The sequence below is a fragment of the Luteibacter sp. KNZ12-1A genome, from assembly GCF_056755675.1.
Map to the genome: position 1 here is coordinate 33,930 of NZ_JBPGXU010000003.1, position 24,470 is coordinate 58,399.

Below are 24,470 nucleotides of genomic sequence, written 5' to 3' on the forward strand. Positions count from 1 at the left end.
GGATCCGGCATGGGCGAGCTTACGCTGCTTCAGGATGCCGCCCAGGCGGTCCAGGCGACCACGGGCCTGCATATCCGCGTTCTTCCCGCGCCAGAAGGGCCGGGCGACTATCGGCCAGATGGGCTTGTAACCGTCGAATTTCCCGACGGCACTCTTTCATTCGTTGCCGAATGCAAGCCCCGCATCATTGGCGATGCTCAATTAACATTTATAAGACAACAGATTACGACGCACCACGATCGACCCCGGCCGCTTATCGTGACCCACCATCTTACAAGCGGGCAGATCGACCACTGCCTGGAAATCGACCTGGACTTCATGGACACCGCCGGCAACTGCCTGCTCAGGTCAGGTCCGCGGTGGGTGCTCGTGCGGGGGAACCGTCCTTCCCGGACCACCGCCCCCTCCCCTTACAGGGGCGGCACCAGTTACGCATCCCTACGCGTGGTCTACGCGTTGCTCTGTCATCGTCCCTTGCTCGCTGCGCCTTACCGCGAACTGGCCATGGCGGCGGGAGTATCGCTGGGAGCCATACCGCCGATATTCGCCGACCTCGAGCAACGCGGCCTTGTGTCGGCGCGAGACAGCGATAGACGCAGGCACTTCCTGGCAATCGACCGCCTCCAGGGCGAATGGGTAAACAATTACCCCCACAAACTCCGCCCACGATTGAGCCAACGTCGCTTCAGCGCGCCGGCGCCGGACTGGTGGAAGGATGCGGATCTCGGGTCCAGCGCGCTTTGGGGCGGCGAAGTCGCCGCCCATAGGTTGAACGGCTTTTTACGACCCGCGACACAGACGATCTACCTATCGGAAGGTGTCACTGGCGATGCAATCAACCCACTCCTGAGAAAATACCGGTTGCGGGCAGATCCTGCAGGCGCCATAGAGGTCGTCGAGCGTTTCTGGCACTTCGATGATACATACGCGCATACACAAGGCATCGTGAATCCGCTGCTCATCTACGCAGACCTCCTCACCACGAAGGACTCACGTGCCGCAGAGGCGGCGGCGTTGATACGGAAAGAGTACGTCGGTGCTTAAACTGAGGACCAATGCGCCGCTGGATCCCACCAGCCGAGCGATCATCCGTGCGGTGACCCTGGCCGCCGCCGACATCGGCGTGAGGGTGATGGTGGTCGGCGCCAGCGCGAGGGATATCGTACTCAGTCATGTGCACGACATTCCGCTACGACGCGCCACGGCGGACGTCGACTTCGCGGTGGCCATCCAAGGATGGAATGCATTTGAATCGATGGTCCATCGGTTGCGCGACGACACACGATTTACCACACGGAATGATGTCGCCCATCGCCTCTATTTCCATGCCGACACGATCAGCCATGCCATTCCTGTGGATATCGTGCCGTTCGGCCCGGGCGTGGGCGGACCGAAGTTCAGGTGGCCGAACGATCCGGATATCGAGATGAACGTCGAGGGATATCCGGATGCCGCCAGGACGGCGGCGCAAGTCGACGTCGGCGGTACCGTTATCGATGTGCTGAATGCACCTGGGCTGGCGTTGCTCAAACTGTTCGCCTGGAATGACCGCCATGCCGCGACGCGCAAGGATGCGAGCGACCTCCACGCCTTATTGAGCCATTACGCAGAACTAGGGAATATCGACCGAATGTATGACGACCCAGCACTGCTGGACGACGTGGGACACGATTACCTTCGAGGTTCAGCCAAGTTGCTCGGGCGCGATGTGAAGCAGCTTTGCAGCGCCGGAACGCTGCTCGCCGTACAAAACGTACTAACACCCGCGAACGTCGGACAGCTCGCGCTCGATGCCTACGCCGAACGCCCGGATCTGGATAACCCGCTGGATCTGTTTCGCGAGTTGTTTGATGATCTCGCGGGTGAGTTGCGCGGGTGAGTCGAAGTGGCTGGGATGACAACCTCTCCACCTGCCGGGCGCCATCCGCTACACTCCTTGCGCTGCAAGGGCCTATAGCTCAATGGTTAGAGCAGAGGACTCATAATCCTTTGGTTCCAGGTTCGAGTCCTGGTGGGCCCACCAACGAATGCGATGTCCCTGGTGAGTTGCGCGATCTCACATAGTTTGGCCACAACGGACAAACTATGGCGGACGTCCCATAAGTTTGACCGTGACCGGCTCAACATAAGTTTTCCGGTGCGGACATCCGGGAGGCAGACTATCGGAGCAAGTGATGGGACAAGCGAAGGTGCGCCAGCAGCGTGAGCGGGACAGCCTGCTCCGTGTCTTCGATGATTGGAGCCATCCCCCTTCAGAATGGGAGGCGGCGATGGTCTGTGAGGTCGAGAAGCTCCCAGTCGTCCTCGTGTCCCGGGTTCCGCCTGAGCGCCTCGCGCAGATGCGAATGAAGCCGCGGTTGTGCCACGACAACTGCCATTGGTATGCCGAGCACGACCCGTCCGGTGCCACGCGTGTTTGCTCCGGCTGGCTCAGCGATGGGGGCGGCACCTTCGTCCTTCACACGGTGATCGCCTCGGGTGACGACTACCTGTGCATCACTCCTATGCCGCATGTCGGTGGCACGCACTTCGAGTTCATACCGGACAGCGCCATCACCGTGACCCGAACGGACGACGGCGCTTTTGAGCACCGTCGGAACGGCCAACTGATTGGCGCTGGCCTGCGGATAGATCCTGCCAAGACCCTCGCCCAGATCGCTCGGGTGCGTGAGCGCGTAGCCGCAGGGATGGATCCCGTCGAGGCGGTCCGGCTCGGCTGATTTCGACCCAGGATACGAGCTAAATCGAGTCGACCTCAATTGGCGCCCCTGGCCTTCGGCCTGGGCCTCGCTGCCCAGGCTTGCTCCATCAGCGCAGGCGTATAGGCTTCCTTAAGTGCTCGCATGGCGTTGTCTGAATAGCGCGGGTGCTTCTGGCTTCCGAACTCGAAAACATGGACATAACGGGCATCATCATCAATCCCGAGATGTCCGCGCAGCGCCTTAGCTTTACTGGTGCTCAGCTGCAACTGATCGGCAAGCTGCTGCGGGCTCAAGTGGTATTTCTTCTGGAGATCCAGTTCTCGAATCGCTGCAGCGGCAGTCGGGTCGTCGCCGGATACATAGCGCACGGCGGGCGCGTCGGCGTTCTTCACAATGCGCACGCGGACAGTCGGACCTTCACCCACCACATCGGTTGACAGGGTCATCAAGCGTGGAAACACTTGGTCGATCGGCGCCCCATCGCGAACCGCTCTTTCGATGCGGTCCAGGTCGCGCTCGGAGACCGATACATCGTCACTGACATGGGCCTCCATCGCGAGGAGCGCGCTCATGCGGCCTCGTGCTTCGTCTCTTGCCCGCTTTTTCGGGGCGAGGAGGTCTCTGATTTGGTCATATTCCCGATTGATCAGCATATCGAACGATGGAATCGGGCCCGTGGAGAGGGGCAGCACCCGAAGAGGCAGATTATCGGCCAAGGTATCTTCAAAATGCCCCTGGAGAACTTCGTCGATGGTCGTGATCAACGCGCGGGCGTTGATGTAGAGGGCATCCTCAGGAACCACGATCATCCAATGCTGGGCTTGGTCGCGCATGGCATCGATCACGCGGATAGATCCAGCCTGCGGTTGCGTGATCCATGCCTTGGACTGAGCAATGTTCAATGCTTTTTCTAGGCCGATCGATGTGCCCTGCTCTTTTACAAAGACCGCTTGGCCCTTCTGGACAAGAAGGGCCTTCATCAGCATCTCGCACGCATGTTGAAGGTAAAGAAGAACGGCCTCGGGGCGTCCTTGATCATCGTGGCTGTTGAACGCCTCAAGCCCCCGCCGAAGAGATGCCAGCGATTTGCTTTTGAGAGTCCTTGCTTCTCGCCTGAGCTTCATATGCCCCTCCTGATCCCAGCGCAAGGCTATCATCGTGGCCGGCTGGATGCCGGCGTTACCGCCTGATCCCCAGCCGCGGCACCGAATCCGAGCATCAGGCCCAGGGGAGCCACACCATGGACACTACGACGATCCAAACCTTGGCCCGAGCAAGGCCCGTTCGCATCGCCTTCTTCGTCCCCACAGATGATCGCGGCCAAAGGATCATAGATGCCGTCTTCGAGTCGACTCTAGCCCTTTGGGCCGGTCGTTTTTCCCTGATCGTGCCGTGCGATGAGGCGGGGCCTGCCGTGTCGTATGCGGCATGGCTCAAAGCCTACGATCCAGACGTCATCTACTCCTATGTGGACCTTACCCCTGAGCAACAGCTCGCGATTCATGAGGATCTCTATCCATCCCATCTGATCCGTCACCCGGATGAGGGCGACGACCAAAATGCCAGATTCCGGCCTGAGCTTCCGTTCAAGCCCCTTAGCGTTGCCACAGTGCTTCCGCTGGCTGGCATACCAACCATGTTCAACGCCGTCCGCGGGAGCCGAGTGGTCAGCGCGATGGGGAGCTCAGAATCGGATCGGTCGATTCGAGATAGCTTCGGCTCGGACTTTGCGTTGAGAAACGCACTGCGAAGCCGGTTAGCGCCCTTCGGATCGTCGCTGATTGTTATCGCTGATCAAGAGCTTCAGCCCCGTGCACCCTATGTTGTCCAGAGCGAAGAAGTGGTGCCTGATATCAAGGCTCTTCTTCGGGCAATCGCCGCATCGCCACGAGATGTCGGCCTCACACAACTCTCAGCGTTGGCCGCGCCCCGCTTGGGCCTCGAAGATCAGCGCTGGGGAAGATCCTTCAACTTGGTCGTTGGCGATACAGTCGCCGACCGCATCATGTATTGGAATGCCCGTTTCTTTATCCCGGCATGGCGGGATGGGCAGATGGTGGATATGTGCGTCCCGGCAGAGCGGTTCAACGATGCCGACTTCGTTGCGGCGCTGGCCGAGCTACTCCAACGCCGTAATTCGGTGGACGATGGCCACAACAACAGCGTGTCTCGAATCACTCTGCGCTCGGTCAGTCTGACCCAAGATCAGCTTGAGCCACTCAGGGCGGCACTGGCGGGTTCCATTCGGGGACAGGTCGTGGCGTGCGAGCAAGTCGCATCTCTGGACGGCTGCGTTCCGGGTCCCCGCACGCTGGAATACGCTGGCCTAGCGCTGAATCGGTCGTATTCATCTTCAAACCCTTGGAAGGAGAGCTATAGCACCGGGCATACCCTGCGCCTCGGCTCGCCGCGCCCCGACCACCTACGCGTGCTTCCACCTGAAGCACTGTCACCGGACTCAGGCGCATGGGCTGTAGATCTGGACATCGAGCGGGCGATCAACCACTCACCCTATGACAATGTTCGGCACCGGTGGCGTCTGCCCAGGCGCCTCCGTGTGGCAATAGCGTTTTGCGATCACTACCAGATCACTACTCCCCACGGCCCTTTTGTGGGGCCACGGGTGTCCAGAGGGGACTTTCTGACCGTTTTTACATTGCCAGAGCACGAGTTGCCGCCGATCAATCTGCCCAGCGATTCGGATGCCATTCGCAGCGCGCTCCATAGGGGCCGGGACTGGCCGCCATTCCATCGGCGCGATCGGGAGCGCGCTCCCACCCAGCTTAGCTATTACGCCGATCGGTCGGACGCCGGACAGCACTTTTACGGAACTTTCCAGCTCTTCGGGTCTGTGCGCGCCGCAGCATCCGTGCTGCTTCATGCCTTTTGGCGGGACCAGTTGGAGAAACTTGGAGCTACCGACAGGCGGGCCGTGGCTCGCCACGAACGAGTGCTCCAAACCATCGAAGGGCGACTACGCGGCATAGATCCGAACACGCCAGACTACCGAGCTTCCCTAGCGAACATCGTCGTTCAGATAGTTCATGAAGAAAAGGTCACCATTGGTAATCGATCGTGGGGCCATATCAGCGACGACTTCGAAACCTTTGTGACTGGCTTCATGGCGGCCAATCAGCACGCCGATGAAAAACAAGCCGAGACCGATGAGGAGAAACGGAAGCACTACAGGAAAGAACTTAGTGATTGCCTGCGACGCATGTGTGAAATTGAAGTATTTCACCAGGGATACGAGTTGAAGTGCCCCAAGTGTCTTCATAAGAACTGGATCGGCATAGTGGACCTCAAGTCAAAAATGCCGTGTCAGGTTTGCCACGAGATTGCGTTGCCGCCTGTCGAACGGCCGTGGCAGTTTCGATTGAATGGCTTCATCCGAGACGCATTACAACGCCATGGCACCGGCCCCTTGTTCTGGGTGCTTGGCAGATGCCAGAAAACCTTTCGAGATTCCTTTTGGTTCGAAGGTCCCCTCAACATTTTCTTCGACCAGGAGGCCTACGAGCAGCGCAGGGTCACCACAGACATTGATCTAACGATCGTCCATCAGGGCAAGGTGATCATGTGCGAGGCTAAGCAGTCGGAGCGAGTGTTTGTGAATCCGGGCCGCGTCGCTGAAAACCTGGCCAGACTGCGCCCAGATGTCGCTCTCATCGCTGTCATGGGACCAAGGTCACCTAGTCTCGACGCTAAGTTCGAGGAGTTCTCCCAGGCGCTGGAAGGGACCGGAGTTGAACCTCAGTTGTGGACCTTGGACGAGGAAAATGACATCAGCAATGACCCGTGGTTCTTCATGTGACAGCGGCAGCTGGCATGTAAACATCGCTCATCTCCTGCCTTACCGGCTATTACGTCGAAGTGTGCAATATGGCAACCTAGTAAAAGTCGGATCTCCCTCTCGAATAGCGCTCGAATGCCTCGTCGATCTCTTGCTTGGTCACGGTTGTGCTGTATTGATGCCAACGGCCGGCTTGTAGCTGACGTTCGACCCGGAACCATACCTCGAAGTCACTCCTTCTGATTTCGATCGCTGAGTGAGCGGCGCGCAAAGCCGGATCGATTGGTCCGCTCCGCCCCGGCACGAGAAACGAGGCTGACCTGACCGCCTCGTTCGCAATGGCCGCCGCCTCTTCCGGACTAAATTGGGCCAGCCTCATTGCAAACGTGGTTCCCCAGACCGCTTTCTCTAAAGGATCCGTTAGCTCCCACCCGATTGCAGACGGCAAGTGTTGATCGGACATCATGACTCCTTTCGAACTTGGCGCGATAGAGGCCGGTCGATCGCGATGAGACAGGATCGATGCGCGGCTCGACCTAATGGCTACAGCCGGTCGATCCGAACTCACAACGCTCAGCGGTGTTTCGTGCAGCGTGTCGAGCGCCATCCGGCGACGGAGATCGATCCCGTGGCACCGCAAAGGTCGCAGATGTACTCCGACTCTTTCTCCGCAGCATCAATGAGGTGTTCAGTTGCCTCATTCCCACCGTCGACGTAAACGCGGAGACGGCCGTACTTCTCTTTCACTTGGACGACCAGGATATCGTCGCCTGAAAGGCCCGTGAGAACACACAAACTAGAGCTGAGGCGACGAATCAGCTCAAACCATCCGTCACCACACTCAAAAAATAGGACAGGCTCGATTCGCGGACTGGACGGATCCGTCGGATCCACCCGAACAGAGCCATACAGCGAAGGGAACTGCTGATAGAGGGCGAGCGCGTTCTGAGAATTCATCTTGGGCACCTGAAAGCTGGTGCCCCCGGCAGGACTCGAACCTGCATGCGCGGCTTATCTGGCCACTGCCTTTATCCGGGTATAAACCGGACGCCTAACCTCTCGGCCACGGGGGCGAAACTCACGGGGAGCTAAGCTCACTCGCGGTTTCGCGATATTCGCAGAGACCAGAGGTTGATAGATGGCATGGGAACAGCTTATCAGAAGGCCGACACATCAGCGTGAATGGATATGGGACCTCTTCCGTACCGGGGAATCGGGCTGATATCCCCAGCCCGATTCCGCCGCTCCTCGCTTGCGCCCAATGTAAATCGAACACAAATCTAATCCATTGGCAGAGATACAGCTTTCATCTCGTTAATCGCCTTCAACAGCCGTATCGTAACCGCGCCATCCAGCGCATCGCCTTGATATCGGACCTCATAAAGCCCCTGCAAGTTGGATGGAAGCTTTACGCCGTCGCGGACAAGAAGAATGAAACGCCTTCCGTATAGTGCCATCGCGGCCCCGATCTCGATCAGTACGTTCGAGTTAATTACCGTGTGCTCTCGAGCGTCGGCATCAAGAAGAGTCAGCTCACCATCGACATGAATGATCGCTGCTCCGCAGCCCCGCATGTCGTTCATTACCTTATCAGGTACGGGCTGCGCGACCGACTCCTTTTGGATCGATACGACAGGGATCAACTCACCGAAGCCCAAGAGCTCCTTGATCGGTTCGATGAACGCAGTATTTTTCCCATGCGTGATAAAAACCCGACGCAACCTGGAATCGTTATGCGTCGCGGAACGTCTCGATTCATGCATGACTTCCGCAGGCTCCGGCTCCGAGACAATCCGCACTAGATCCTTAATTTCAGCGTGTGGAGGCTCGACTGAGCTCTCCTCGATCTCCTGAGATCCGGTGGGCGCTGCGGGCTTGGTTCCGCCGAGATTGACGTATTTCCGATCCTTGATCGTCTGAAGAAAGCCGACTGAGTCGGCTCCCTTGATGACCATGTCTAGAACCTGCTTTGTCCGATCGGCCGGCACTCCCATTCCCTTTAGGACGTTCATGCCGATGTCCTCGCGCGGCATCGGAGAGCCCGAGTATTTCGAAAGGAACTCCCTAAGAATTCGCGGCTTCATGAGTGCTTCGCGCTTACCTGCTAGATCGGCCCCTTCATCTTGAGGTTCTACGATCTGGGTTGCGAGGTTGGTTGGTGCGATCTGGGCAGCGTTGTAGCCACCGGTTGTCAGGCCGTAAGCGATGGATGCGCCGCACAACATTCGAAACTTACCACTAGTAGGAGTGAGATCCATTGCTGCCGCAACGTCGAGTGGCGCGGCTGCGTGCCCGCCGTACTCTTGAAGCAACGCCTTGGCCACTAAGAGTGCCTCATCCAGGTCGTACGCCGGGATGTCTTCTTGGGACATGTAAGAACGGGGTTTCACCACCTTCTTGGCAGGTGTCGCCTTATTTGCCGGTGTCGCCTTCTTGGTTGCCTTACCCATTGCTACTCCTTAGCGTTCTGTGTTGGAACGTGCCCAATCGGCAGACTAGATTATATTTGCGGTGTAAATATAGATCTGGCACCCCCACAACGGTCGCGCCAACATCCAATGCAACACCCAGCCCAGATGCGGATGGCGGCAATCAATAAGCCACCTGTCCACCGCCGGCATGCGGTCCGGGTAGCTAGATAGTTCGCCCGGTTGACTTCCGTTACAGTAACGAACGGCCCTATTTTTACTTCAAAAACAGCCGCTTGCCAAACGATTCGAACAGGCCTAGCTTTAAGCCTTAGCAGGACAAGGCAGGACTATCCGTGGGCCCAATGCAGCCACTGGAAACGCTTCTGATACGCGAGTTTGGCGTAGTGGTCAGTTCTGCCGATGCCGCGCACCTTCTTGGCTTCAAGAACACGGACGCGCTGGCAAAAGCGAGAGGCAGGGGCCTGCTGCCCATTCATATGTTCCGGATTCCGCACCGGAAGGGCTGGTTCGCCGAGACCTCGGCTATTGCCAAATGGCTCGATGTCGCTGCGACAGGGATATCGTCGCCCCCCACTAGTCGAACCCAGTCAGGTCTGGTGGCCAAGGAGGAGTCATGACCTAGTCCGATTTCTGAGGGCTAGAAAAGCAAAACCCGGCTTTGCGGGCCGGGAAATGCTTGAGCTTAGCGCTTGGGAGCGTTGTGAGCTCACTCTAAACCCTCCATCCAGCAGATTTCAAGTACCCGCTGCAGCCGGGTCGGGCGCGTTCTCCCCGTCGGCACGCAGAAACGAAACTGCAGCTTGCGCTCGTGCCCGGACGCAGCCGGAGGTCAAATTCCGTCCATCCAGCGGCTGTCCTGGACTGCGCATTCTGCGCTGCGGAGGTGCCCAAATGACGGCTTCTAACTGTGTGAGCGCGGACGAACTCCGCTCCCGTGGCCTGACCGAGGCCGGAGTCAACTACGTACTGCGCGTATCGGATTCGCCCCCGGACAGGAAAGTCGGGCGCAGGCGGCGCCGCAATCTGATACTCCACGTGCCGATGCCCGCGTTGGGAGTCTCCCTTCAAGCGGAGTCCCTGTCGGGAGAGTTCTTTTTTCTCGTTCAGCTCAACGGTCGAAACGACATATGCGCTGCCTATGATCAGCCGACACGTGTTCCATTGCAAATCACTGATCGAGCGGGTCGTCGAACCCGCATTTCATATACCGCCGACTACCTCGTAGTCGATGGTAACCAGGTCGCAGTCTACGAAGTGAAGGCCGACTTCGAGCTCGAAAGACTCAGTGACGAACGGCCTTCAGATTGGCGTCGGGACGTCGACGGATACCACTACTTGCCCGCGGAACATCATTTTTCTGAACTCGGCATCAAGCACATAGTCGTACCGATTAGCCAACTTAGTTCAGTCCGTGGAGACAATCTCAGGTTGCTCCAAGCCTCGCGTCGCCAGACTGACACTAAGCAGCTTCGAAAAATGCGCCATATCGTCCACGGAATCGTGGCATCGGAGTACGCAATCCGAGGTAGCGAATTGCTAGAACGGCTCGGATGCAGCGACGCTACCGCCATTCTCCAACTGATCGATCAAGAACTCATCTTCGCATCCCTTGACCAGACAATTTTGTCCGACATCGAAAACGTATGGCTTTCGTCCTCTCAAAGCGACGTTGACATAATTCAGCAATCGGACAAGCACCTCACTCAGATTCTTCGTGATCAGTCCACACTGACGACGAGCGACGTACTTGGCGGAAAGTATCTTGCCGACGTTGCTATTCGGATGGCGATCATAGACGGTGCAACTAGGATCGGCCGTCGCGGCAAGGAGGTGTCCGCCCGCACCGTGCGTCGATATCGGAAACTCTTAAGAGACGGCGGCGGTGATATCCGATGTCTCAAGCCCAAGTGGGATGTGTGCGGCAACAACGAAGCACGAATCGGAGCGACTCACCTCTCCGCAATCATCGGTAGCATCAGGGAGGGGCGGCGAGATACGAGTTGTCCCACGGTCTATGCCTGCTACCAAAGCTACCAGGCTTCGCATGGCGCATTTGGCGCCGCTACTGAGCTTTACCACGAACGCCCCGTGTCTCGCGCGACTTACTATCGAATGTGGGAAAAAGCCCAACACACCGACAGTGATGCGTTAGAGAGGGGAGGCCGAAGGCTTCAGAACGCTCAAGCCGATGTCTTTGACCCTATATCTAAGACCATCATCGCCACTCGCGCATTTGAGACAGCGCATATAGATCACTGGAAAGCAGACCTGTTCGTGGTCATCGGTCATCTAAAAGGGAAAAAGCTTACCGCCCGACCTTGGGTGACCGCCATGGTCGACTCGTTTACCGGAGAGATTCTTGCGCTATGGATGTCGCTGGCAGCTCCCAGCAAGAAATCGTGCTCAATGGTCATTCGCGACTGCGTGCGAAGGCACGGGAGGCTTCCTGAAATGCTGGTTGTCGACGGGGGATCTGAGTTCAGGAGTGTCCACTTTGCGGTCATGCTTGCAACGTTTGGGGTCATTCGGTGCGAACGTCCGCCTGAAGACCCTCGTTTCGGAAAGGAGGTCGAACGTCTCTTCGGTCATCTCAAAGAAAAGTTCGCGCGCGGATTACCCGGGTTTGGCCTCAGCATCGAACAGGCCCGCGCGGTATCGGGGTCGCACAAGGCGCATCGAACTGCGACTCTGACGACATCCTCTGCCTTTGAAATCCTCGAACGGTATGCCTTCCAGGGATACAACTTTTCAAAGCGCTCGTCGAGCACAGTCAAGACAAGGACAGACATGCGAATGGCAAGCACGGCTACGTTCCCTTCATCAGGGGTCGCCATCCCATGGGACCTTCCATTCATGATTTCCACGTCTATCGATGCGCCTCAAGCCGGGTACACGCTTTTCCGTGGGAGAGGCATCCACGTGGACGGGCAGTGGTACACCAATCCCGCACTCCTTAGGTACTACGGCTTCAAGAAGGACATGCAGGTCCGGCTCGAACCGTTTGACTCATCATTAATTTATGTGTGCATCGACGAGAAATGGCTCATCTGCAGAAATACGTCAACAAGTTACAACGCAGCCGCCTCAGATCGCCGACTGGTAGAAGAAGCACGTGAGCGCCATGAGCTGCGCGCATTGCGGAGGGAAATTCAAGTGCAGCTGGATGCGGAGGCGGCATCCATCGTGAGGAAGAGTCTCGATCAGATAGCCAAGCGGCCGGCTACTCCCGACATCACTTCCCGTCCTGATACACCAACAGGTAATGCCTTCGACCACGCCAGGAGAAGTGCATCTTCTGACGAAGCGCCGCTGGAGGAGCTCGATGAATTCTAACTTCCTCAAGATCACCGATAGGCCGATTGACCACCTTCTGTTCAATCAGGCTAGGACGATATTTGGCGCGATGTGTGCGAGCGCGCACCCGGGCCAAGTCATCGCCATGGTGGGCCCGACACAGGCCGGAAAGTCACTTATCTTCCGACGGATACTCAAATCCATGACTGACAACGCCGAAACTGAGACCGACGGAAGAATCCCACTGGTGTCGGTACAAATCGAGACCGTCGAGGAAGGGCGAGTCAAGGGGAAATGGCTTGATGTCATGATCCTGAAGGCACTTCGCCACCCCGTTTACATGCACATCGGCGATATGGATGAACTCGACCACTATCTCCCAAGTAGGGGCCGGGATGAAGCTTCGCTTCGTATCGCAATGAATGCCGCCCTGACTGCGCGAGCGACAAATTGCATCGCGATCGACGAGGCTCACCTTCTTACAAGAAGCAAGAGATCAGCATTTCGCGGGTATATCCTTGAGTCCCTGAAGTCCGTGGCTGCGATCGATAGAACGCTACTGTTGTGCGGAGGTTACGAACTCGCCTACATGGGCCTCTTCGATCATCCCCATTTCGCCGGACGTACGACGGTATATGACATGGGTCGTTACACGACATCGGCGACACATGTGACCGAGTGGATGAGAATTCTCAACTCCTTTAGCAGTTACCTACAGCTCAAACCGCTTACGCTTCTCGTAGATATGGCTGAGCCGCTTCTGCTCGCCTCGAACGGAACCATTGGGCTGCTTGAAAAATGGCTATGGACCTGTAGGCAATCTACGGAATGCTTGGGCGTCCCGATCACCGCAGATGTGATACGACGATGTGCGCCCCCAATTCACGAACAAAAGCTCATATACGAGGATATACGTAGGGGCGGGGACTCTTTGAGCAACGACGGGCCTACCGCCGAAGTCCGGGCATCCTCTGCAGAAGGCGGCGCGCAGGCTCGAGCTAACCCAGACAGTCCCGCCGATCCTAAAGAGAAGCGCCGGGCGTTCGAGAGCTTGCCCCAGCGTATAGAGATAAAGGGAATAGAAATCTACCAGGGCGATTGAGTGTCTTCCGAGAACGCGACGGCAAGGCTCCCCATCCCTGAGAGCGCGGCACTGACAATACGGAGTCCGAGCCTTGGCCGACTACTTCCGATTGACACCCCAGGGGCTTGACTCCGAAGAAATAGAGTCATTCCCATCTTACTTGGCCCGACTGGCTGCAGTGCACGGCGTAAGTATCCAGCAATTCTGTACTCATCTTGCACAGTGGTGGGGCAGATTTGGCGACGGCTCTAAGCTTCCTTCGGATCGTCTCTATCAATCATCTGTTGCGCTATGCGGGGTCCAGCCAACGCTGAAGCTGTATGTGCGCGCGCTCACGCAGGCGACCGGAAGTAGACATATCGAACGGACTACGCTCCTGGCGATTGCGCCGGCTATCTCAATGCGGACAACCGCCCTCACACGTCGAGGCAGGGCATGGTGCCCGACATGCCTCCACGAGCATGTGTCATCAGGGTCGACCGTCTACGATCGACTTTCTTGGTCGCTCGCTTTGATTGAGCGGTGCCCAATTCACCACACAGAACTGGTCTCATCCTGCTCGGCATGTGGCTCGCCGCAGACTCAATGGCCGCGTAGCGGTGCGCTAACTCAATGCTTTCGCTGCGGCTCGGACTTGGATACGCCCACCAAACTCTGGAAGATTCGGGATCGGCCCACGTTTGGTGAACGAGATTGCATTGAGCTAGTGAGTTCTATTGCGACAGGTCAGCTCATCAGATCCGTCGATGAGGCTTGCTGGAACTTTTGCACCGAGATGAAGCGGCTTGGACTTTATCCAAAGGATTCCGCTCCGCCACCATATCGTGAAGCAGCGCGAATCGAGTACACAACCATGGTAAGCCTTCGAAACCAGAGGCACCCCAATTTTCCCTCGCTGCTTCGCCAATGCGCTGCCGCGGGAGTGCGAGCCATCGATATCCTGACGTCACCAGTCGAAGCGGCGCGCTCTGCAGGACAGCTCGTGCCGCCTCTTATTCCTCCGAACAGCAGCCCGCATAGACGAGAGCCATCGTTTCATTATCACGTTTCGGAGCGCATACGCCGAGAACTCAAGAGGCCTAGCCACGACAGGATTACGCCTTACCCCGTTATATTGCGCGAGCTTGGCATTTCGGATGGATACCTACGCTATAGATTTCCCGGCCTCACATACCAGTACAGAAACCGCTGGCATCGTGAGTTTGAAGAATGCGAGCGCAATGAGGCCACGAGAATAAAGATCTTTCTCACAGCCGCGCTTCAGCGCTATCCCTCCGCAGAATTTCCGCACCAAAAAAGCATCGTCATGGCAACTGCCAGATACTGCGGCTGTGGCAAGAGGCGGGCGAGATTGGCTCTCAATCAGCTAAGGAAAGAGCGCACATGAGCACGCTGGCCGAAGGGCGGCAACTTCCGACCTGTGTCTTTAAGTCAAAATTGACTCTCTGATGTGCTCGGTACGGGCACGAGGCGGGCCTTAGAGACGCGATTTGTATGCGCGACGCCCTTCACGGCTCTCGTCCACCGGCCGATTCGGCGGCCAATCTCTATTCGGTAAGAACGGCAACGCGTGTCGTGCGACCACCGAGGCGCGTGGCAGCTATCCGTTCAGTATCGGAGAAAAGCGGCGTAGGGTCGATTCAGGCAGGGCCGTTAGAGGACTCTAAGATGATCGATTCATTTCCGCGGGAAGCGCACCGTGCGCATATTGCTGTAGCGCAGTACTTGCGAATGTCAACTGAGAAACAGATCTATTCGGCAGCGAACCAGGCGGCCGCGATTGCTCAGTATGCGACTGCGAACGGAATGGAAGTGATTCGGAGGTATTCCGACGAAGGCCGTAGTGGCGTCCGCCTGGAAGGGCGACGTGCGCTACAACGGCTGCTTGAGGATGTGCAATCCGATTCCGTTGAGTTCAAAGCGGTGCTCGTGCTTGACGTTACGTTGGTGAGAATAGCCAAACTATGCGAGATGGGCGCGGCCAAACCTCGACGGACGTCTGGCAAGTTGTCCCCTCCTTGGCACGGCTGGACGTCAGGAGCCAGCGAAGACCGCCATCCGTTCCCACGCAACTTGCCGGCACGGCTTAACCCTGAAGTCGCCGGACGCCGGCACCGTTCAGGTTATTATCGATGGCCAGCGCGACGTGTGGACAGGTGTAGGTAGCGACCGATCAGCGCAACACACTTCTACGAATGGCGACATAGTCGCGGTCAGTTCGGCGACTAGCTAAAAACGAATAATCGTCAGAGACCGACGCGCGTCCCACGGGGCGTTCGTCAGCACTTATTGCTCCAGTCACGCCCCCTAGACGTGACGAAGTGAGTAAAGCGTCGCAATCGTGCGAGCATCGGGCGGATGCGAGCTCGAACGCAACGATTGCGAAGGGGTCGACAAAACCGCCTGCCCAAACTTTGGCGCGGTAGGTGCGGTTGTGTCGACTGCCGCGCGGTGGCCATCTTCCACTTGCACTTTCACTTCAACTTAAGGCGCGAGGCGAAGAAACGGCGTGTAGAAACTAACATCATATCCTTGGACAGAAGCAAGTAGCACCGGATCGGCGTGTGTCCACACTTCCGCTCGCATAGTTCCGAGCGCGAGCATGGCATCTACATTGCTTCCCATATTCTCAAGGTGCTCGAGTCGTGCTTCTGAGCTTACGAATTCCTCGTAGAAGACCGCCTTGGAGCCATCATCGCTGACGAAAATGTCGAGTCGGACTGTACCGGTGTCTTTCTCGCGCGTCAGCCGAACCATGTTCTCGGCGATACGCTTGAATTCCTCGCGCATGCCAGCGTGAATGTCAAAACGGACCACCGCCTGAAACCGACTCATGCTTGAACTCCTTCCTGCTCGGCTTTTAGCGTGGGGAAGTCGGTATATCCAGCAGCGGGTCCTTCGGGCTGGTGCCCGAAGAAGACGCTATGGTCAGCAGTATTGAGTGGTGCATTCGCAGCGAGACGGTCAATGAAGTCCGGATTTGCCAGGACGTGCATCCCGTAGGATTCCAGATCGGCGAGACCCGACGCGATATCCTTCCCGATATCTTCGCGAGCGCGCCCAGGGCGGTTGAGGATGATCGCCTGATGCCAGATCTTACGGAAGTCGTGCAAGATGTCGTCCGCGCCATAATGGACGATGTGAATGTAGGCGAGGCCGAGCTTGTCCAGCTCGCCCACAAGGTAGCGGAACAGATCCGGTCCTTCCGGGCCGACGTCCAGGCCGAAACCGGTGAAACCGGGTGAGAGGCGGATGCCGGTCCGGTCGGCGCCGATCTCGGCGATAATGGCCTGCGCGACCTCGGTGGCAAATCGTGCCCGGTTCGCCATCGAGCCGCCGTAGCGATCGGTGCGTTGGTTGGAGCTGATCGCGAGGAACTGGTGGACAAGGTAGGCGACGCCGTGGATTTCGACGCCATCGGCGCCGGACTCGATCACGCGCCGTGCAGCATAAGCGTAGTCCTTAACCGTCGCCGACACCTCCTCGGTCGTCAATGCACGGGGAACCGGAATGTCCTTCATCCCTCCCAACGTGTAGATCTTTTCACCCGGCGCGATCGCGGAAGGCGCGACGCCCTGCCGGTGATGCGGCGTGTTGTCGGGATGCGACATGCGCCCCGCGTGCATGAGCTGATAGAAGATGTGACCTCCCTGCGCGTGGATCGCCTCATTGACCTCGCGCCAACCTGCCACATGGGCATCGGTGTAGATGCCTGGCGTCAACGGATAACCCTGCCCATCCTCCGATGGTTGCGTTCCTTCTGTGACCGTCAGGCCTACGCTGGCGCGCTGTCCATAATATTCAGCCGCCAGAGGCCCCGGAGTACCATCTTCGTTCGCGCGGGCGCGCGTCATCGGTGCCATTACGAAGCGGTTCTGAAGATTGATCCTTCCAAGCGTAAAGGGCGAATGGATATCGGTCATTCGTAGTTCCACTGTCTCGTGTTGAAGGAACCCAGCGTCTCCTACGTGGGAGGCGAGAACTGGGTGTGCCGTGCAGCAGCGATGGTCACGTCACGACGGCAGCGGGCTGTCGATCTTGACGAAATCATGGGCAATCAGCGGACCACCGGGGGACTGGAAAAGACGGCTGCCATGCTCCACGTCGCCCAGGTCCAGTCCAAAGAAACCGAGCTGATCGATCAGCTTCGCAACCACGGCCTTCGCATCCTCGTCGTCGCCTGCGTAGAACAGCACGCGCCGCCCTCCATCGGCATCGGGCGATTTCTCCAGATTCATGAAAAAGTGATGGTTGAATGCCTTCACCACGCGCGCCCCAGGCGCCCATTCCTGGACGATCGAGGTGGATGCACGCCCGGCGATATCGATGGGCGGCAACGGAGGTTTCTGCATGTTGTTGTTGGTGTCGATCAGGATTCGGCCCTTCCAGTCGAGCCCGGCTAGTGCGCCCTGCAGCTTGGGCCAGTTCACCGATACGAACACGATATCCTTGGCGGCCGCTTGCTCGCGGGTGCCTGCCGTGATCGAGGCCCCCGCTTTGGCGACAAGAGCGGCGAGCGTTTCCGGGCCCCGACTGTTGGCGATGGTCGCTGCAATACCTCTGGCGCCGAAACGCTTGGCGATCGCGCCGCCGATCATTCCGGTTCCAATAATTCCTATTGAAGGCATGTATGGTCTCCAGATTCATTCACGAGAAGCGCCGACCACGACCCGGACGGAGGCGGGTTGCGGTTGCGGTTGTAGCTGTGGCTAGACAAAGGAAGTCCCATCCAACGACAACAAGTCGGAATCAGCCCCGGTAGATCGGAGTGGATCCCGACGAGCGTTGGCGGTTTCCGAGCGAGAAAAGCTGTTCCTTGAGCGCGGCGATGTTGCGCTCGCCGGTCACCAGCCCTCTGGCGGTCGCGTGCACCGAGTAATAGCCGAGGTGCAGATCGTGCGGATGCGGTATGGCTGAGCCGAGAACGAACGTCGCACCTTCGGGGCCGCCTTGCAGGGCAATCGTGCCATCGTCTTCCGAGAAGACGAGCAGCTCGCCGTTCGAGGCCTTGGTAGAACCGGATAGACTTCCCTTGGAGAGGGCAAGCCAACCGACAGTATGTCCGGCGGGAGGCGTGTAATCCCAGCGCTGACCGGGCGCGAGCGTCACAAGGAGATAGTTCACGCCGGCCGGAGCTCTCACTGGGCTGGTGACGCCGCCATGCGTCCCGATGATGACGTATGCCGGGCCGACCTGATGCATGTCAGAGGCCTCGACATACTGGCTATCGACCGGAGCGAGTTCCAGCGCGGCGGGCAATGCCAGCCAGAGCTGGAAGCCGTGGATCCGTTCGGACTTGCCGGAAGACAGTTCCTTGCCGTGCCAGACACCTGCCCCAGCGCGCATCCATTCAACGCCGCCGTAACCAATATAGCCCGAGCCCGCTTCGGGATCGTCGAAATGCACGTCACCTCGGGTGAAGACGGTGACCGTGCCGATGCCGGAATGAGGGTGCATGCCTCCTGCGGCGGCGAATTCGCTCATCACGCCGCCGAAGCTGTCGAGAAACACAAAGGGCTTGAGTTGTTCACCCAGACCGCTTGGGCTCATGAGTCGGAACACCTCGCCATGACCACGACCACGCGTGCGGTAGATGACGTCGCGGCCAGCTATCGTGCCGGTAGTGCTGACTTTGCTGTCGCGGTTGACGTCGACGATGGACACGGGCTCTCTCCTTCGGGCAGCAGTCAACTTCCGCGCCGCCATTTGGTTGCAATTAAGATCGAAGCGAGGCTGTCAGACCGCTTCGGTACGGGCCGCCGTCTCGGCGCGAGCGGCCATGGTCGCCTTGGCCCACCAAACCAATTCATCGAGCGCGGCGGCGGCCGCAGGGAGCAGGTTCTGTTCGATCGTCTCGATCGGCTGATTGCCGACGGCCGGGAAGATCGTGAAGAAGTCGCTGCCACCGATATGCACGGCCGCATGGGTCGAGACCATGTGCATTTCGATGCCGATCAGACGCAGGTGCTCGATGGCGCGGGCCGCGCCAACGCCGCCGTAGCCGATCGCAGTGAAAGGCTTATGGCTCCACTCCTTGTAGGCATGATCGAGCGCGTTCTTAAGCGACGCGGTAAGCGAATGGTTGTATTCGGCGACGACGAAGATGAAGCCGTCGAAGCCGGCGAGCGTCTGCTGCCAGCGCGCTGCTTCCGCACTCTGGCTCGGTACCCAGGCGCTCGACGCAACCTCGTCGAAGAAAGGCAGATTGAAGTCGCGCAGGTCAAGCATCTGAACATCCATGTCGTCGCGGGCCTGGGCCTGCTTGAGCATCCATTGCGCGGGAATATCGGCAAAGCGCGCCGCGCGCGTCGATCCGATAATGAGGGCGATCTTAGGCTTGGCGGTGGTAGTCGACATCGGAAGTTCCTTCGCTCATTTGGGGAAGACTGCTCGGGCAATCTCGTTCTTGGCGAAGTCAATTTGACGCAGCGGAAGGGCCTCCACTAGATAGCAGGATCGGTCTGCGGGGGTGCATTTTTAGGAACACTTTGAACAGGCAGGAGCTCCTTTTTCCCCACAGGCCATCGAAATCTCCACAAAATGCGGGTTCCTGACGCCCCTGGAAGGGGTATTTGACCTTCTAAGCCGTCCGGGATCCCAACTGGTTGATGAAATGCTACCTTTCGTTCCAGAAGCGGGAACACCAGCCGGCCCCGGACGCTGTTACGAAGACGAGGTAGAAGGGTGGATATTGAGGATCTGAGAACGTTCGTCGAGGTGGCCGATGCCGGTGGCATAAATTCCGCGGCCCGCCGCCTTGGCCTTGCAAAGTCGATCGTGAGTCGACGTCTACTGAAGCTCGAGGAGGAACTCGGGGCTGAGTTAATTTCGCGGACCACTCGCGGCGCAGTCCTGACTGAAGCGGGCATATCGTTCCGGGACCAGGCGGCAGACATCTGCGCAAAGATCGACGCAGCGCGCGATGAAATGTCTCCTAACGGTGATATCCGGGGATTGCTCCGGATCGCCGGGCCAGCTTCTGTAGGGACATATTTCGCATCGGTGCTCGCGGACTTTGCCCGCCGGCATCCAGCGTTGAATATTCACACGCGGTTTTCGGATCAGTATGTCGATCTCGTCGCCGAGGGTTTTGACTGCGCCATCCGCGTCGGCTACATGCCTGATTCGGCCCTTATCGCACGGAAAATCGGGTCACTGCCTATGCGGCTCTACGCCAGCCCCGACTATATTGAGAAAAATGGTGCGCCTGACTACCCGGGTGACATATTGAAGCATGCCGCCATCACCGCCGGCACGAATAGCTGGGTCTTCAGTGACGGGAGCCAGAGCTTCACGGTAAACCCCCAGGGACGCTTTATGGCAGACAATGCATACGTCCTGACGGAGGCGGCTGCAGCGGGCTTAGGCATCGTGGCAATGGGGGCCATGATCGCAGATCCCTATGTCCAGGACGGCAGGCTGGTGCCGATCATGGCAAGGTACACACTGCCAGACGTCGGGATTTTTGTGGTACGACCGCAAAGTCAGCACACGCCCAGGAAAGTGAGAGTGTTTATCGATCTGATGGTCGAATGGTTTGCCTCAAGCGAGGCGGTATGACGACCGCGTCCACGTAAGGCTGAATTCATAACCTGATCTTCATAAGGCTTATAGGACAAACTATGCTGGACCGTCGCGGCCAATCAAAGTTTGTCCGGTCTGGCCAATCTTCGATGGATAGGCGACGCGAAGGAGCGATTCGCGCCAGCGGTCTACCTTCCTATCGACGAATTAGATGACCTTGGTCGACAGCCGGCTAAGGAATCGCTGCAAACTAACGACACACTTCGCGATCTCTATGATGCGTGCCCCAATTGCTTCGGGCTCGTCGTTGCCGCTTCGGCCGAGCTGAACACCCTTCAACACCTTTTCACTGAGTACGTGTTGTCTCGAATGACTAGAAAGGTTGAATTCGAGTTTCTCGATCAGGGGGCGGCAAGCCGAAACCACTTTGACACGGAAGTGAGCGGGCAGGACACCTTTGGACATGACCTCCCGAGCTTAGATCTTCTCTCAGCGGACCTCTGTCGTGATATACCCGGCGCACGTTAAGGGAGAGGTGGTCAACTTAGCGGACGCGAATTGGATATTCGTGAGAAGCATCTGTCGTCTGATCGCTCATGTGCGCGGCTACTGCAAAAAGCCTCGTAGTCGCTTCCATAGTGGTGGTTTTGGGGGTTGCGGCACAGGGAAGCATGAAAGTGGTGCGGCATTTGGGTCTTGAATTGAGTCCGGATTGAATTTAGTCCCGTAATGCCGCAAGCGAGCAGCGTCATCGCTCTTCTGCGCTTTGGCCGTCAGCTCATTCGTCATTTTATAAGACCAAAGGATTCGGTTTTCCCTAATGAAATAGTGTGACCGACATGGAAGGCGGCCATTACCTATCGAGGGTTCGATAGTAATCGCCTCGCCATCGAAACGTATCGACCAACCCGCCGGCGAAAGGGGCGTGACGACCTTGTTTCCGCATCCGCAGGCACAGAGGTGGGCGGCCGTGCGGAATCGCAGCGAGACATAGAGAACGCCCCCTTCCAGGGGCGCTGGAAAGCTATCCACGAATCGGTGTTCAACACGACTCAGACGGGGCATGGGGTGACCTCGCTGGCAGCCATGGTGCTGTTGGAGGTTGCATACACGGTTAGTGAGCTGGTGGATCTGGACGCGTAGAACCTAGATCGCTTTTTCCACGTCTCTACCGCCATGACGGCGCTCAAGGCGTTGAGGTCGGCGACCTGGATATTTGTGGCGTAGAGATTGTCGTCGTCATGGCCGGCCAGCGGCAGTGTGGCCATGGCCACGGGATCGCGTCCTGGATCGACGACGGTGACACGGCACTGCCCGAGAAGCGCCTGCGCGGCGTTCATGCGGACACCCATGCCGACATCGATGAGCGTGGCCGACGACCCCTCGAGCGCATTGAGGATAAGGCGTCGGGCGTCGGCTCGGTCGACGCAGGCGAACACGTAGTCGAAGTCACGAAGGAGACGGGCGTTGTCCGCAGTGATCATTTCCGCGTGCGGGATGATGTGCCGGTGCATGGCCTGGTAGACGCCGGCCAGATACCCGACTTTGGTCGGCGTCGCACGAAGGGTCTCGAGAGATACCGCACCTGGATAGCGAAACGCGTTGTGCTGCTGGAGGACATCGCCATCCCAGAGATCGATCTCGGCGACGGGCGTTTTCGCCACGAGGTCGAGCACATAGGCACCGGTGCCGCCCAGGCCAACAATCGCGATGCGTTGCGTCTTCAGGCGGTCGGTGGGTACGCCAATGTGGGCTCGCGTAGACGCGGTGTCTTCGTATGCGAACACGGACTTGTCGCCGTCGGCCAAGACGAGCGGAAACGTACGTGCACTGATGCCTGGCAAAAGGTGCTGGGCATGTCCTTCGAGCTGCGCCACGTACTTGGTGACCTTTTCATAGTAGGACTGATAGAGGTGGTCAGCCGTCCGAGGTTTTGCGGAGAGATAGTGGTTCACGGTGATGTCGTTCACCACCGTGGTCGTGCTGTTGTTGATGATGGCGGACAAGGGATGTCCCTGCGAATCGCAGGGACATTTGCCGATGAAATAGGCCGTGTGCTCCTGGGGCTTGACGGCGATGTCGCCGGTCAAGTCCAAGCGGAAGGCAAGCGTTCCGCGCTCCACACCGCGATCCGTGTTGACGTACGGCACGTCGTGGACGAGCAGGTAGCCTCCTCGCGGGACGAGATGAAAGCCCTCATTCCGCAGGCGCAGCAGATCAGGACTACGAACGATCAGTGAGGAAGACATCGAATTCCATACCCTGTTTGAGGTGGACGGACTGGCCCTTGACCAAGGTGCCACTCGGGTTCTGTTTTGGTCCCATGGCGTAGGTAACCGTGTAGGACTCCAGCTCATTGCAGGGGTTGGCCTGCGGGTACTCGAGGCGGACGATGCCCCAGTAGTCCATGGCCCTCTGATGGACCGTGTGCGAGACGGTGTTGACGAAGATTTCGATGCTGACCCGCACTGTCTCGAACCGCTCCACACCAGGTTCGGAAAGGTCCACGCGATCGTCGTCGCCCACCACGCGGTTCTGGCCTTGCGGGTGAAGGAGGACGACGTCCATGTCATCGGGATTGATCCCGGCGAGGGTCTTCAGCACCCGCCCCGTGATCCAGCGGCTGCCCCAGTCGACGGAGCGATCATCCAGGGTCAAGCGGTAGATGCGGTCGCCGTAATAGGCCAGGAACTTTTCCAGGCCGGGAGCCCGCAGGTCGACGAGGTCCTCAGGCCTTACCTCCCGGATCGTTCCGTTCGTCAGTACCTGAAACAGCAAGTACTCGCGCGTGGGCCGCAGTTCGGCCGCCGCCAGGATCTGTTCGCCGGTCGGAACCGGATCAGCCACTACGACGGGGCGGAAGTGCAGTTCGCCGTCGCCGACCAACAGGCCATAAGGACCGTGATCGCGGGGAGGTCGGCTTTCGCGGGAGGCCTGTGCAATATCTTCTACGTGGTCTTCGAAACGCTGATTCATCGGGGTAGTCCTCGATCGGGGAAGGGGCCTAGAGCGGCTTTGGCTTGTGTCGGGTGGCAACGAGCTGGCGGTGAGAACCAGGCTCGAACGTCGACTTCGTGCTCGTCACTTGCTCCTGTTGCCGAATCAGGCAACACTAGGGTCCTTAAAAAACGGCACTCCGGCCGTTGCTTTTCCAGGCAACACTTGGGTTTTAAAAAAACCGACTAGGTCGGCGGCACAAGATCTTGGGTGTTGCCTGATTAGGCAACAGCTTATCTGGGGTGTTGAAAGAAATCAACATGGGGTGTTTATGGAACTTTCTGGTTTCCTCGCGGCAATGCGTAGCCGAGAAGAACTGAGCCTGCGCGAGCTCAAGGACAGGGCGGAGGAGCTGGACCACACCTACATATATAGGTTGGAGAAGGGAGACCGAGGGTCGCCCTCCCCGGAGGTGCGGCAGAGATTGGGCACGGCGCTGCGTTTGGATGAGCGCGAACAGCAGGTCTTGGAACTGCTGTCTGAGCAGTCGGTCGATGACGCTCTTTACCGGATCATGATGTCGGATCGCACGATCCCTTGGGACGACCTGCGCGACGTTGCGCGCTTAAGTTTCCGCGGTGAGCGGCCGACGACCGAAGAAGCCTGGATGAAACGCATCCGCATGATTCAAGAGCTTTAGGGCA

The 24,470-nt window shown here is 58.2% G+C and carries 24 protein-coding genes and 2 tRNA genes; 12 read left to right on the plus strand and 14 right to left on the minus strand.

The genetic code is table 11. The features are described from left to right. Positions 1 to 9: 9 nt before the first annotated feature. The 4 genes from ACR9ZJ_RS01250 to ACR9ZJ_RS01265 all read left to right on the plus strand — a co-directional run bounded on the left by ACR9ZJ_RS01250 (position 10) and on the right by ACR9ZJ_RS01265 (position 2,720). Positions 10 to 1,044 (plus strand): type IV toxin-antitoxin system AbiEi family antitoxin, encoded by a 1,035-nt coding sequence (locus ACR9ZJ_RS01250; RefSeq protein WP_481286585.1) that lies wholly within the window; start codon positions 10 to 12, stop codon positions 1,042 to 1,044. Then, the gene (locus tag ACR9ZJ_RS01255; protein WP_481286586.1) at positions 1,037 to 1,879 is read left to right on the plus strand and encodes a nucleotidyl transferase AbiEii/AbiGii toxin family protein; all 843 of its coding nucleotides are present in this window, start codon (positions 1,037 to 1,039) and stop codon (positions 1,877 to 1,879) included. Before ACR9ZJ_RS01250 ends, ACR9ZJ_RS01255 begins: the two co-directional genes overlap by 8 nt. Positions 1,880 to 1,947: 68 nt before the next feature. After that, positions 1,948 to 2,023, plus strand: a tRNA-Ile gene (locus ACR9ZJ_RS01260). A gap of 151 nt (positions 2,024 to 2,174) precedes the next feature. Further along, positions 2,175 to 2,720 carry a hypothetical protein gene (locus ACR9ZJ_RS01265; protein ID WP_481286587.1) on the plus strand — a complete coding sequence of 182 codons (546 nt, stop codon included), beginning with the start codon at positions 2,175 to 2,177 and terminating at the stop codon, positions 2,718 to 2,720. A 35-nt stretch (positions 2,721 to 2,755) separates the two neighbouring features. On the opposite strand, the gene ACR9ZJ_RS01270 is transcribed toward ACR9ZJ_RS01265, so the two are convergent. Next, positions 2,756 to 3,826: a hypothetical protein gene (locus ACR9ZJ_RS01270; protein ID WP_481286588.1), complete on the minus strand. Its 1,071-nt coding sequence runs from the start codon at positions 3,824 to 3,826 to the stop codon at positions 2,756 to 2,758. Between the two features lie 116 nt (positions 3,827 to 3,942). Between ACR9ZJ_RS01270 and ACR9ZJ_RS01275 the strand changes: the two genes are divergently transcribed. Beyond that, positions 3,943 to 6,516 carry a hypothetical protein gene (locus tag ACR9ZJ_RS01275; protein WP_481286589.1) on the plus strand — a complete coding sequence of 858 codons (2,574 nt, stop codon included), beginning with the start codon at positions 3,943 to 3,945 and terminating at the stop codon, positions 6,514 to 6,516. 76 nt (positions 6,517 to 6,592) lie between these two features. Here the strand turns inward: ACR9ZJ_RS01275 and ACR9ZJ_RS01280 are convergent, their stop codons facing one another. The 4 genes from ACR9ZJ_RS01280 to ACR9ZJ_RS01295 form a co-directional block, all read right to left on the minus strand. Then, entirely contained in the window at positions 6,593 to 6,958 is a 366-nt protein-coding gene (locus ACR9ZJ_RS01280; RefSeq protein ID WP_481286590.1) for a hypothetical protein, read from the minus strand. A 110-nt stretch (positions 6,959 to 7,068) separates the two neighbouring features. After that, positions 7,069 to 7,452, minus strand: a complete 384-nt coding sequence (locus ACR9ZJ_RS01285; RefSeq protein ID WP_481286591.1) for a hypothetical protein — start codon at positions 7,450 to 7,452, stop codon at positions 7,069 to 7,071. A gap of 17 nt (positions 7,453 to 7,469) precedes the next feature. Then, positions 7,470 to 7,568, minus strand: a tRNA-Ile gene (locus tag ACR9ZJ_RS01290). A gap of 207 nt (positions 7,569 to 7,775) precedes the next feature. Continuing rightward, entirely contained in the window at positions 7,776 to 8,945 is a 1,170-nt protein-coding gene (locus tag ACR9ZJ_RS01295; RefSeq protein WP_481286592.1) for a TIR domain-containing protein, read from the minus strand. Positions 8,946 to 9,268: 323 nt separating this feature from the next. Here ACR9ZJ_RS01295 and ACR9ZJ_RS01300 point away from each other — a divergent pair, with 323 nt between their 5' ends. The 5 genes from ACR9ZJ_RS01300 (at position 9,269) to ACR9ZJ_RS01320 (ending at position 15,471) form a co-directional block, all read left to right on the plus strand. Then, positions 9,269 to 9,544, plus strand: coding sequence for a hypothetical protein (locus ACR9ZJ_RS01300; RefSeq protein ID WP_481286593.1), 276 nt, complete (start codon positions 9,269 to 9,271; stop codon positions 9,542 to 9,544). Between the two features lie 274 nt (positions 9,545 to 9,818). Beyond that, a complete protein-coding gene (locus ACR9ZJ_RS01305; protein WP_481286594.1) occupies positions 9,819 to 12,260 on the plus strand; it encodes a transposase family protein in 2,442 nt (813 codons plus the stop codon). Further along, positions 12,250 to 13,323, plus strand: a complete 1,074-nt coding sequence (locus ACR9ZJ_RS01310; protein ID WP_481286595.1) for an AAA family ATPase — start codon at positions 12,250 to 12,252, stop codon at positions 13,321 to 13,323. Before ACR9ZJ_RS01305 ends, ACR9ZJ_RS01310 begins: the two co-directional genes overlap by 11 nt. A 91-nt stretch (positions 13,324 to 13,414) precedes the next feature. Further along, positions 13,415 to 14,692, plus strand: a complete 1,278-nt coding sequence (locus tag ACR9ZJ_RS01315; protein ID WP_481286660.1) for a TniQ family protein — start codon at positions 13,415 to 13,417, stop codon at positions 14,690 to 14,692. 281 nt (positions 14,693 to 14,973) lie between these two features. Beyond that, the gene (locus ACR9ZJ_RS01320) at positions 14,974 to 15,471 is read left to right on the plus strand and encodes a recombinase family protein (RefSeq protein WP_481286596.1); all 498 of its coding nucleotides are present in this window, start codon (positions 14,974 to 14,976) and stop codon (positions 15,469 to 15,471) included. A 318-nt stretch (positions 15,472 to 15,789) separates the two neighbouring features. Here ACR9ZJ_RS01320 and ACR9ZJ_RS01325 read toward each other — a convergent pair whose 3' ends face one another. The 5 genes from ACR9ZJ_RS01325 to ACR9ZJ_RS01345 all read right to left on the minus strand — a co-directional run bounded on the left by ACR9ZJ_RS01325 (position 15,790) and on the right by ACR9ZJ_RS01345 (position 19,662). Beyond that, positions 15,790 to 16,140 carry a putative quinol monooxygenase gene (locus ACR9ZJ_RS01325; RefSeq protein ID WP_481286597.1) on the minus strand — a complete coding sequence of 117 codons (351 nt, stop codon included), beginning with the start codon at positions 16,138 to 16,140 and terminating at the stop codon, positions 15,790 to 15,792. Further along, on the minus strand, positions 16,137 to 17,228 hold the full coding sequence (locus tag ACR9ZJ_RS01330; protein WP_481286598.1) for an alkene reductase: 1,092 nt from the start codon (positions 17,226 to 17,228) through the stop codon (positions 16,137 to 16,139). The genes ACR9ZJ_RS01325 and ACR9ZJ_RS01330 overlap by 4 nt, the downstream gene beginning before the upstream one ends. A gap of 90 nt (positions 17,229 to 17,318) precedes the next feature. Beyond that, positions 17,319 to 17,933, minus strand: coding sequence for an NADPH-dependent F420 reductase (locus ACR9ZJ_RS01335; protein WP_481286599.1), 615 nt, complete (start codon positions 17,931 to 17,933; stop codon positions 17,319 to 17,321). Positions 17,934 to 18,054: 121 nt separating this feature from the next. Then, a complete protein-coding gene (locus ACR9ZJ_RS01340; RefSeq protein ID WP_481286600.1) occupies positions 18,055 to 18,969 on the minus strand; it encodes a pirin family protein in 915 nt (304 codons plus the stop codon). Between the two features lie 72 nt (positions 18,970 to 19,041). Then, a complete protein-coding gene (locus ACR9ZJ_RS01345; protein WP_481286601.1) occupies positions 19,042 to 19,662 on the minus strand; it encodes an NADPH-dependent FMN reductase in 621 nt (206 codons plus the stop codon). A gap of 327 nt (positions 19,663 to 19,989) precedes the next feature. Here ACR9ZJ_RS01345 and ACR9ZJ_RS01350 point away from each other — a divergent pair, with 327 nt between their 5' ends. After that, on the plus strand, positions 19,990 to 20,865 hold the full coding sequence (locus ACR9ZJ_RS01350) for a LysR family transcriptional regulator (RefSeq protein ID WP_481286602.1): 876 nt from the start codon (positions 19,990 to 19,992) through the stop codon (positions 20,863 to 20,865). Between the two features lie 171 nt (positions 20,866 to 21,036). Here ACR9ZJ_RS01350 and ACR9ZJ_RS01355 read toward each other — a convergent pair whose 3' ends face one another. The 4 genes from ACR9ZJ_RS01355 to ACR9ZJ_RS01370 all read right to left on the minus strand — a co-directional run bounded on the left by ACR9ZJ_RS01355 (position 21,037) and on the right by ACR9ZJ_RS01370 (position 23,805). Beyond that, positions 21,037 to 21,294, minus strand: a complete 258-nt coding sequence (locus ACR9ZJ_RS01355) for a hypothetical protein (protein ID WP_481286603.1) — start codon at positions 21,292 to 21,294, stop codon at positions 21,037 to 21,039. 141 nt (positions 21,295 to 21,435) lie between these two features. Beyond that, the gene (locus tag ACR9ZJ_RS01360; protein ID WP_481286604.1) at positions 21,436 to 21,894 is read right to left on the minus strand and encodes a ubiquitination-like system serine protease family protein; all 459 of its coding nucleotides are present in this window, start codon (positions 21,892 to 21,894) and stop codon (positions 21,436 to 21,438) included. Next, positions 21,882 to 23,078, minus strand: coding sequence for a ThiF family adenylyltransferase (locus tag ACR9ZJ_RS01365; protein WP_481286605.1), 1,197 nt, complete (start codon positions 23,076 to 23,078; stop codon positions 21,882 to 21,884). The genes ACR9ZJ_RS01360 and ACR9ZJ_RS01365 overlap by 13 nt, the downstream gene beginning before the upstream one ends. After that, positions 23,053 to 23,805, minus strand: a complete 753-nt coding sequence (locus tag ACR9ZJ_RS01370; protein ID WP_481286606.1) for a multiubiquitin domain-containing protein — start codon at positions 23,803 to 23,805, stop codon at positions 23,053 to 23,055. The genes ACR9ZJ_RS01365 and ACR9ZJ_RS01370 overlap by 26 nt, the downstream gene beginning before the upstream one ends. A gap of 292 nt (positions 23,806 to 24,097) precedes the next feature. Between ACR9ZJ_RS01370 and ACR9ZJ_RS01375 the strand changes: the two genes are divergently transcribed. Continuing rightward, a complete protein-coding gene (locus ACR9ZJ_RS01375) occupies positions 24,098 to 24,466 on the plus strand; it encodes a helix-turn-helix domain-containing protein (RefSeq protein ID WP_481286607.1) in 369 nt (122 codons plus the stop codon). The last annotated feature ends 4 nt before the right edge of the window (positions 24,467 to 24,470 follow it).

What these genes read in the sequence shown, in the direction of transcription:
- ACR9ZJ_RS01295 (WP_481286592.1), bottom strand. Translation starts at nt 8,945, where the DNA reads ATGGGTAAGGCAACCAAGAAGGCGACACCGGCAAATAAGGCGACACCT.
- ACR9ZJ_RS01250 (WP_481286585.1), top strand. Translation starts at nt 10, where the DNA reads ATGGGCGAGCTTACGCTGCTTCAGGATGCCGCCCAGGCGGTCCAGGCG.
- ACR9ZJ_RS01270 (WP_481286588.1), bottom strand. Translation starts at nt 3,826, where the DNA reads ATGAAGCTCAGGCGAGAAGCAAGGACTCTCAAAAGCAAATCGCTGGCA.
- ACR9ZJ_RS01275 (WP_481286589.1), top strand. Translation starts at nt 3,943, where the DNA reads ATGGACACTACGACGATCCAAACCTTGGCCCGAGCAAGGCCCGTTCGC.
- ACR9ZJ_RS01335 (WP_481286599.1), bottom strand. Translation starts at nt 17,933, where the DNA reads ATGCCTTCAATAGGAATTATTGGAACCGGAATGATCGGCGGCGCGATC.
- ACR9ZJ_RS01355 (WP_481286603.1), bottom strand. Translation starts at nt 21,294, where the DNA reads ATGTCCAAAGGTGTCCTGCCCGCTCACTTCCGTGTCAAAGTGGTTTCG.
- ACR9ZJ_RS01345 (WP_481286601.1), bottom strand. Translation starts at nt 19,662, where the DNA reads ATGTCGACTACCACCGCCAAGCCTAAGATCGCCCTCATTATCGGATCG.
- ACR9ZJ_RS01325 (WP_481286597.1), bottom strand. Translation starts at nt 16,140, where the DNA reads ATGAGTCGGTTTCAGGCGGTGGTCCGTTTTGACATTCACGCTGGCATG.
- ACR9ZJ_RS01305 (WP_481286594.1), top strand. Translation starts at nt 9,819, where the DNA reads ATGACGGCTTCTAACTGTGTGAGCGCGGACGAACTCCGCTCCCGTGGC.
- ACR9ZJ_RS01365 (WP_481286605.1), bottom strand. Translation starts at nt 23,078, where the DNA reads ATGTCTTCCTCACTGATCGTTCGTAGTCCTGATCTGCTGCGCCTGCGG.
- ACR9ZJ_RS01320 (WP_481286596.1), top strand. Translation starts at nt 14,974, where the DNA reads ATGATCGATTCATTTCCGCGGGAAGCGCACCGTGCGCATATTGCTGTA.
- ACR9ZJ_RS01310 (WP_481286595.1), top strand. Translation starts at nt 12,250, where the DNA reads ATGAATTCTAACTTCCTCAAGATCACCGATAGGCCGATTGACCACCTT.
- ACR9ZJ_RS01360 (WP_481286604.1), bottom strand. Translation starts at nt 21,894, where the DNA reads ATGCCCCGTCTGAGTCGTGTTGAACACCGATTCGTGGATAGCTTTCCA.
- ACR9ZJ_RS01330 (WP_481286598.1), bottom strand. Translation starts at nt 17,228, where the DNA reads ATGACCGATATCCATTCGCCCTTTACGCTTGGAAGGATCAATCTTCAG.
- ACR9ZJ_RS01280 (WP_481286590.1), bottom strand. Translation starts at nt 6,958, where the DNA reads ATGTCCGATCAACACTTGCCGTCTGCAATCGGGTGGGAGCTAACGGAT.
- ACR9ZJ_RS01300 (WP_481286593.1), top strand. Translation starts at nt 9,269, where the DNA reads ATGCAGCCACTGGAAACGCTTCTGATACGCGAGTTTGGCGTAGTGGTC.
- ACR9ZJ_RS01370 (WP_481286606.1), bottom strand. Translation starts at nt 23,805, where the DNA reads ATGAATCAGCGTTTCGAAGACCACGTAGAAGATATTGCACAGGCCTCC.
- ACR9ZJ_RS01375 (WP_481286607.1), top strand. Translation starts at nt 24,098, where the DNA reads ATGGAACTTTCTGGTTTCCTCGCGGCAATGCGTAGCCGAGAAGAACTG.
- ACR9ZJ_RS01265 (WP_481286587.1), top strand. Translation starts at nt 2,175, where the DNA reads ATGGGACAAGCGAAGGTGCGCCAGCAGCGTGAGCGGGACAGCCTGCTC.
- ACR9ZJ_RS01285 (WP_481286591.1), bottom strand. Translation starts at nt 7,452, where the DNA reads ATGAATTCTCAGAACGCGCTCGCCCTCTATCAGCAGTTCCCTTCGCTG.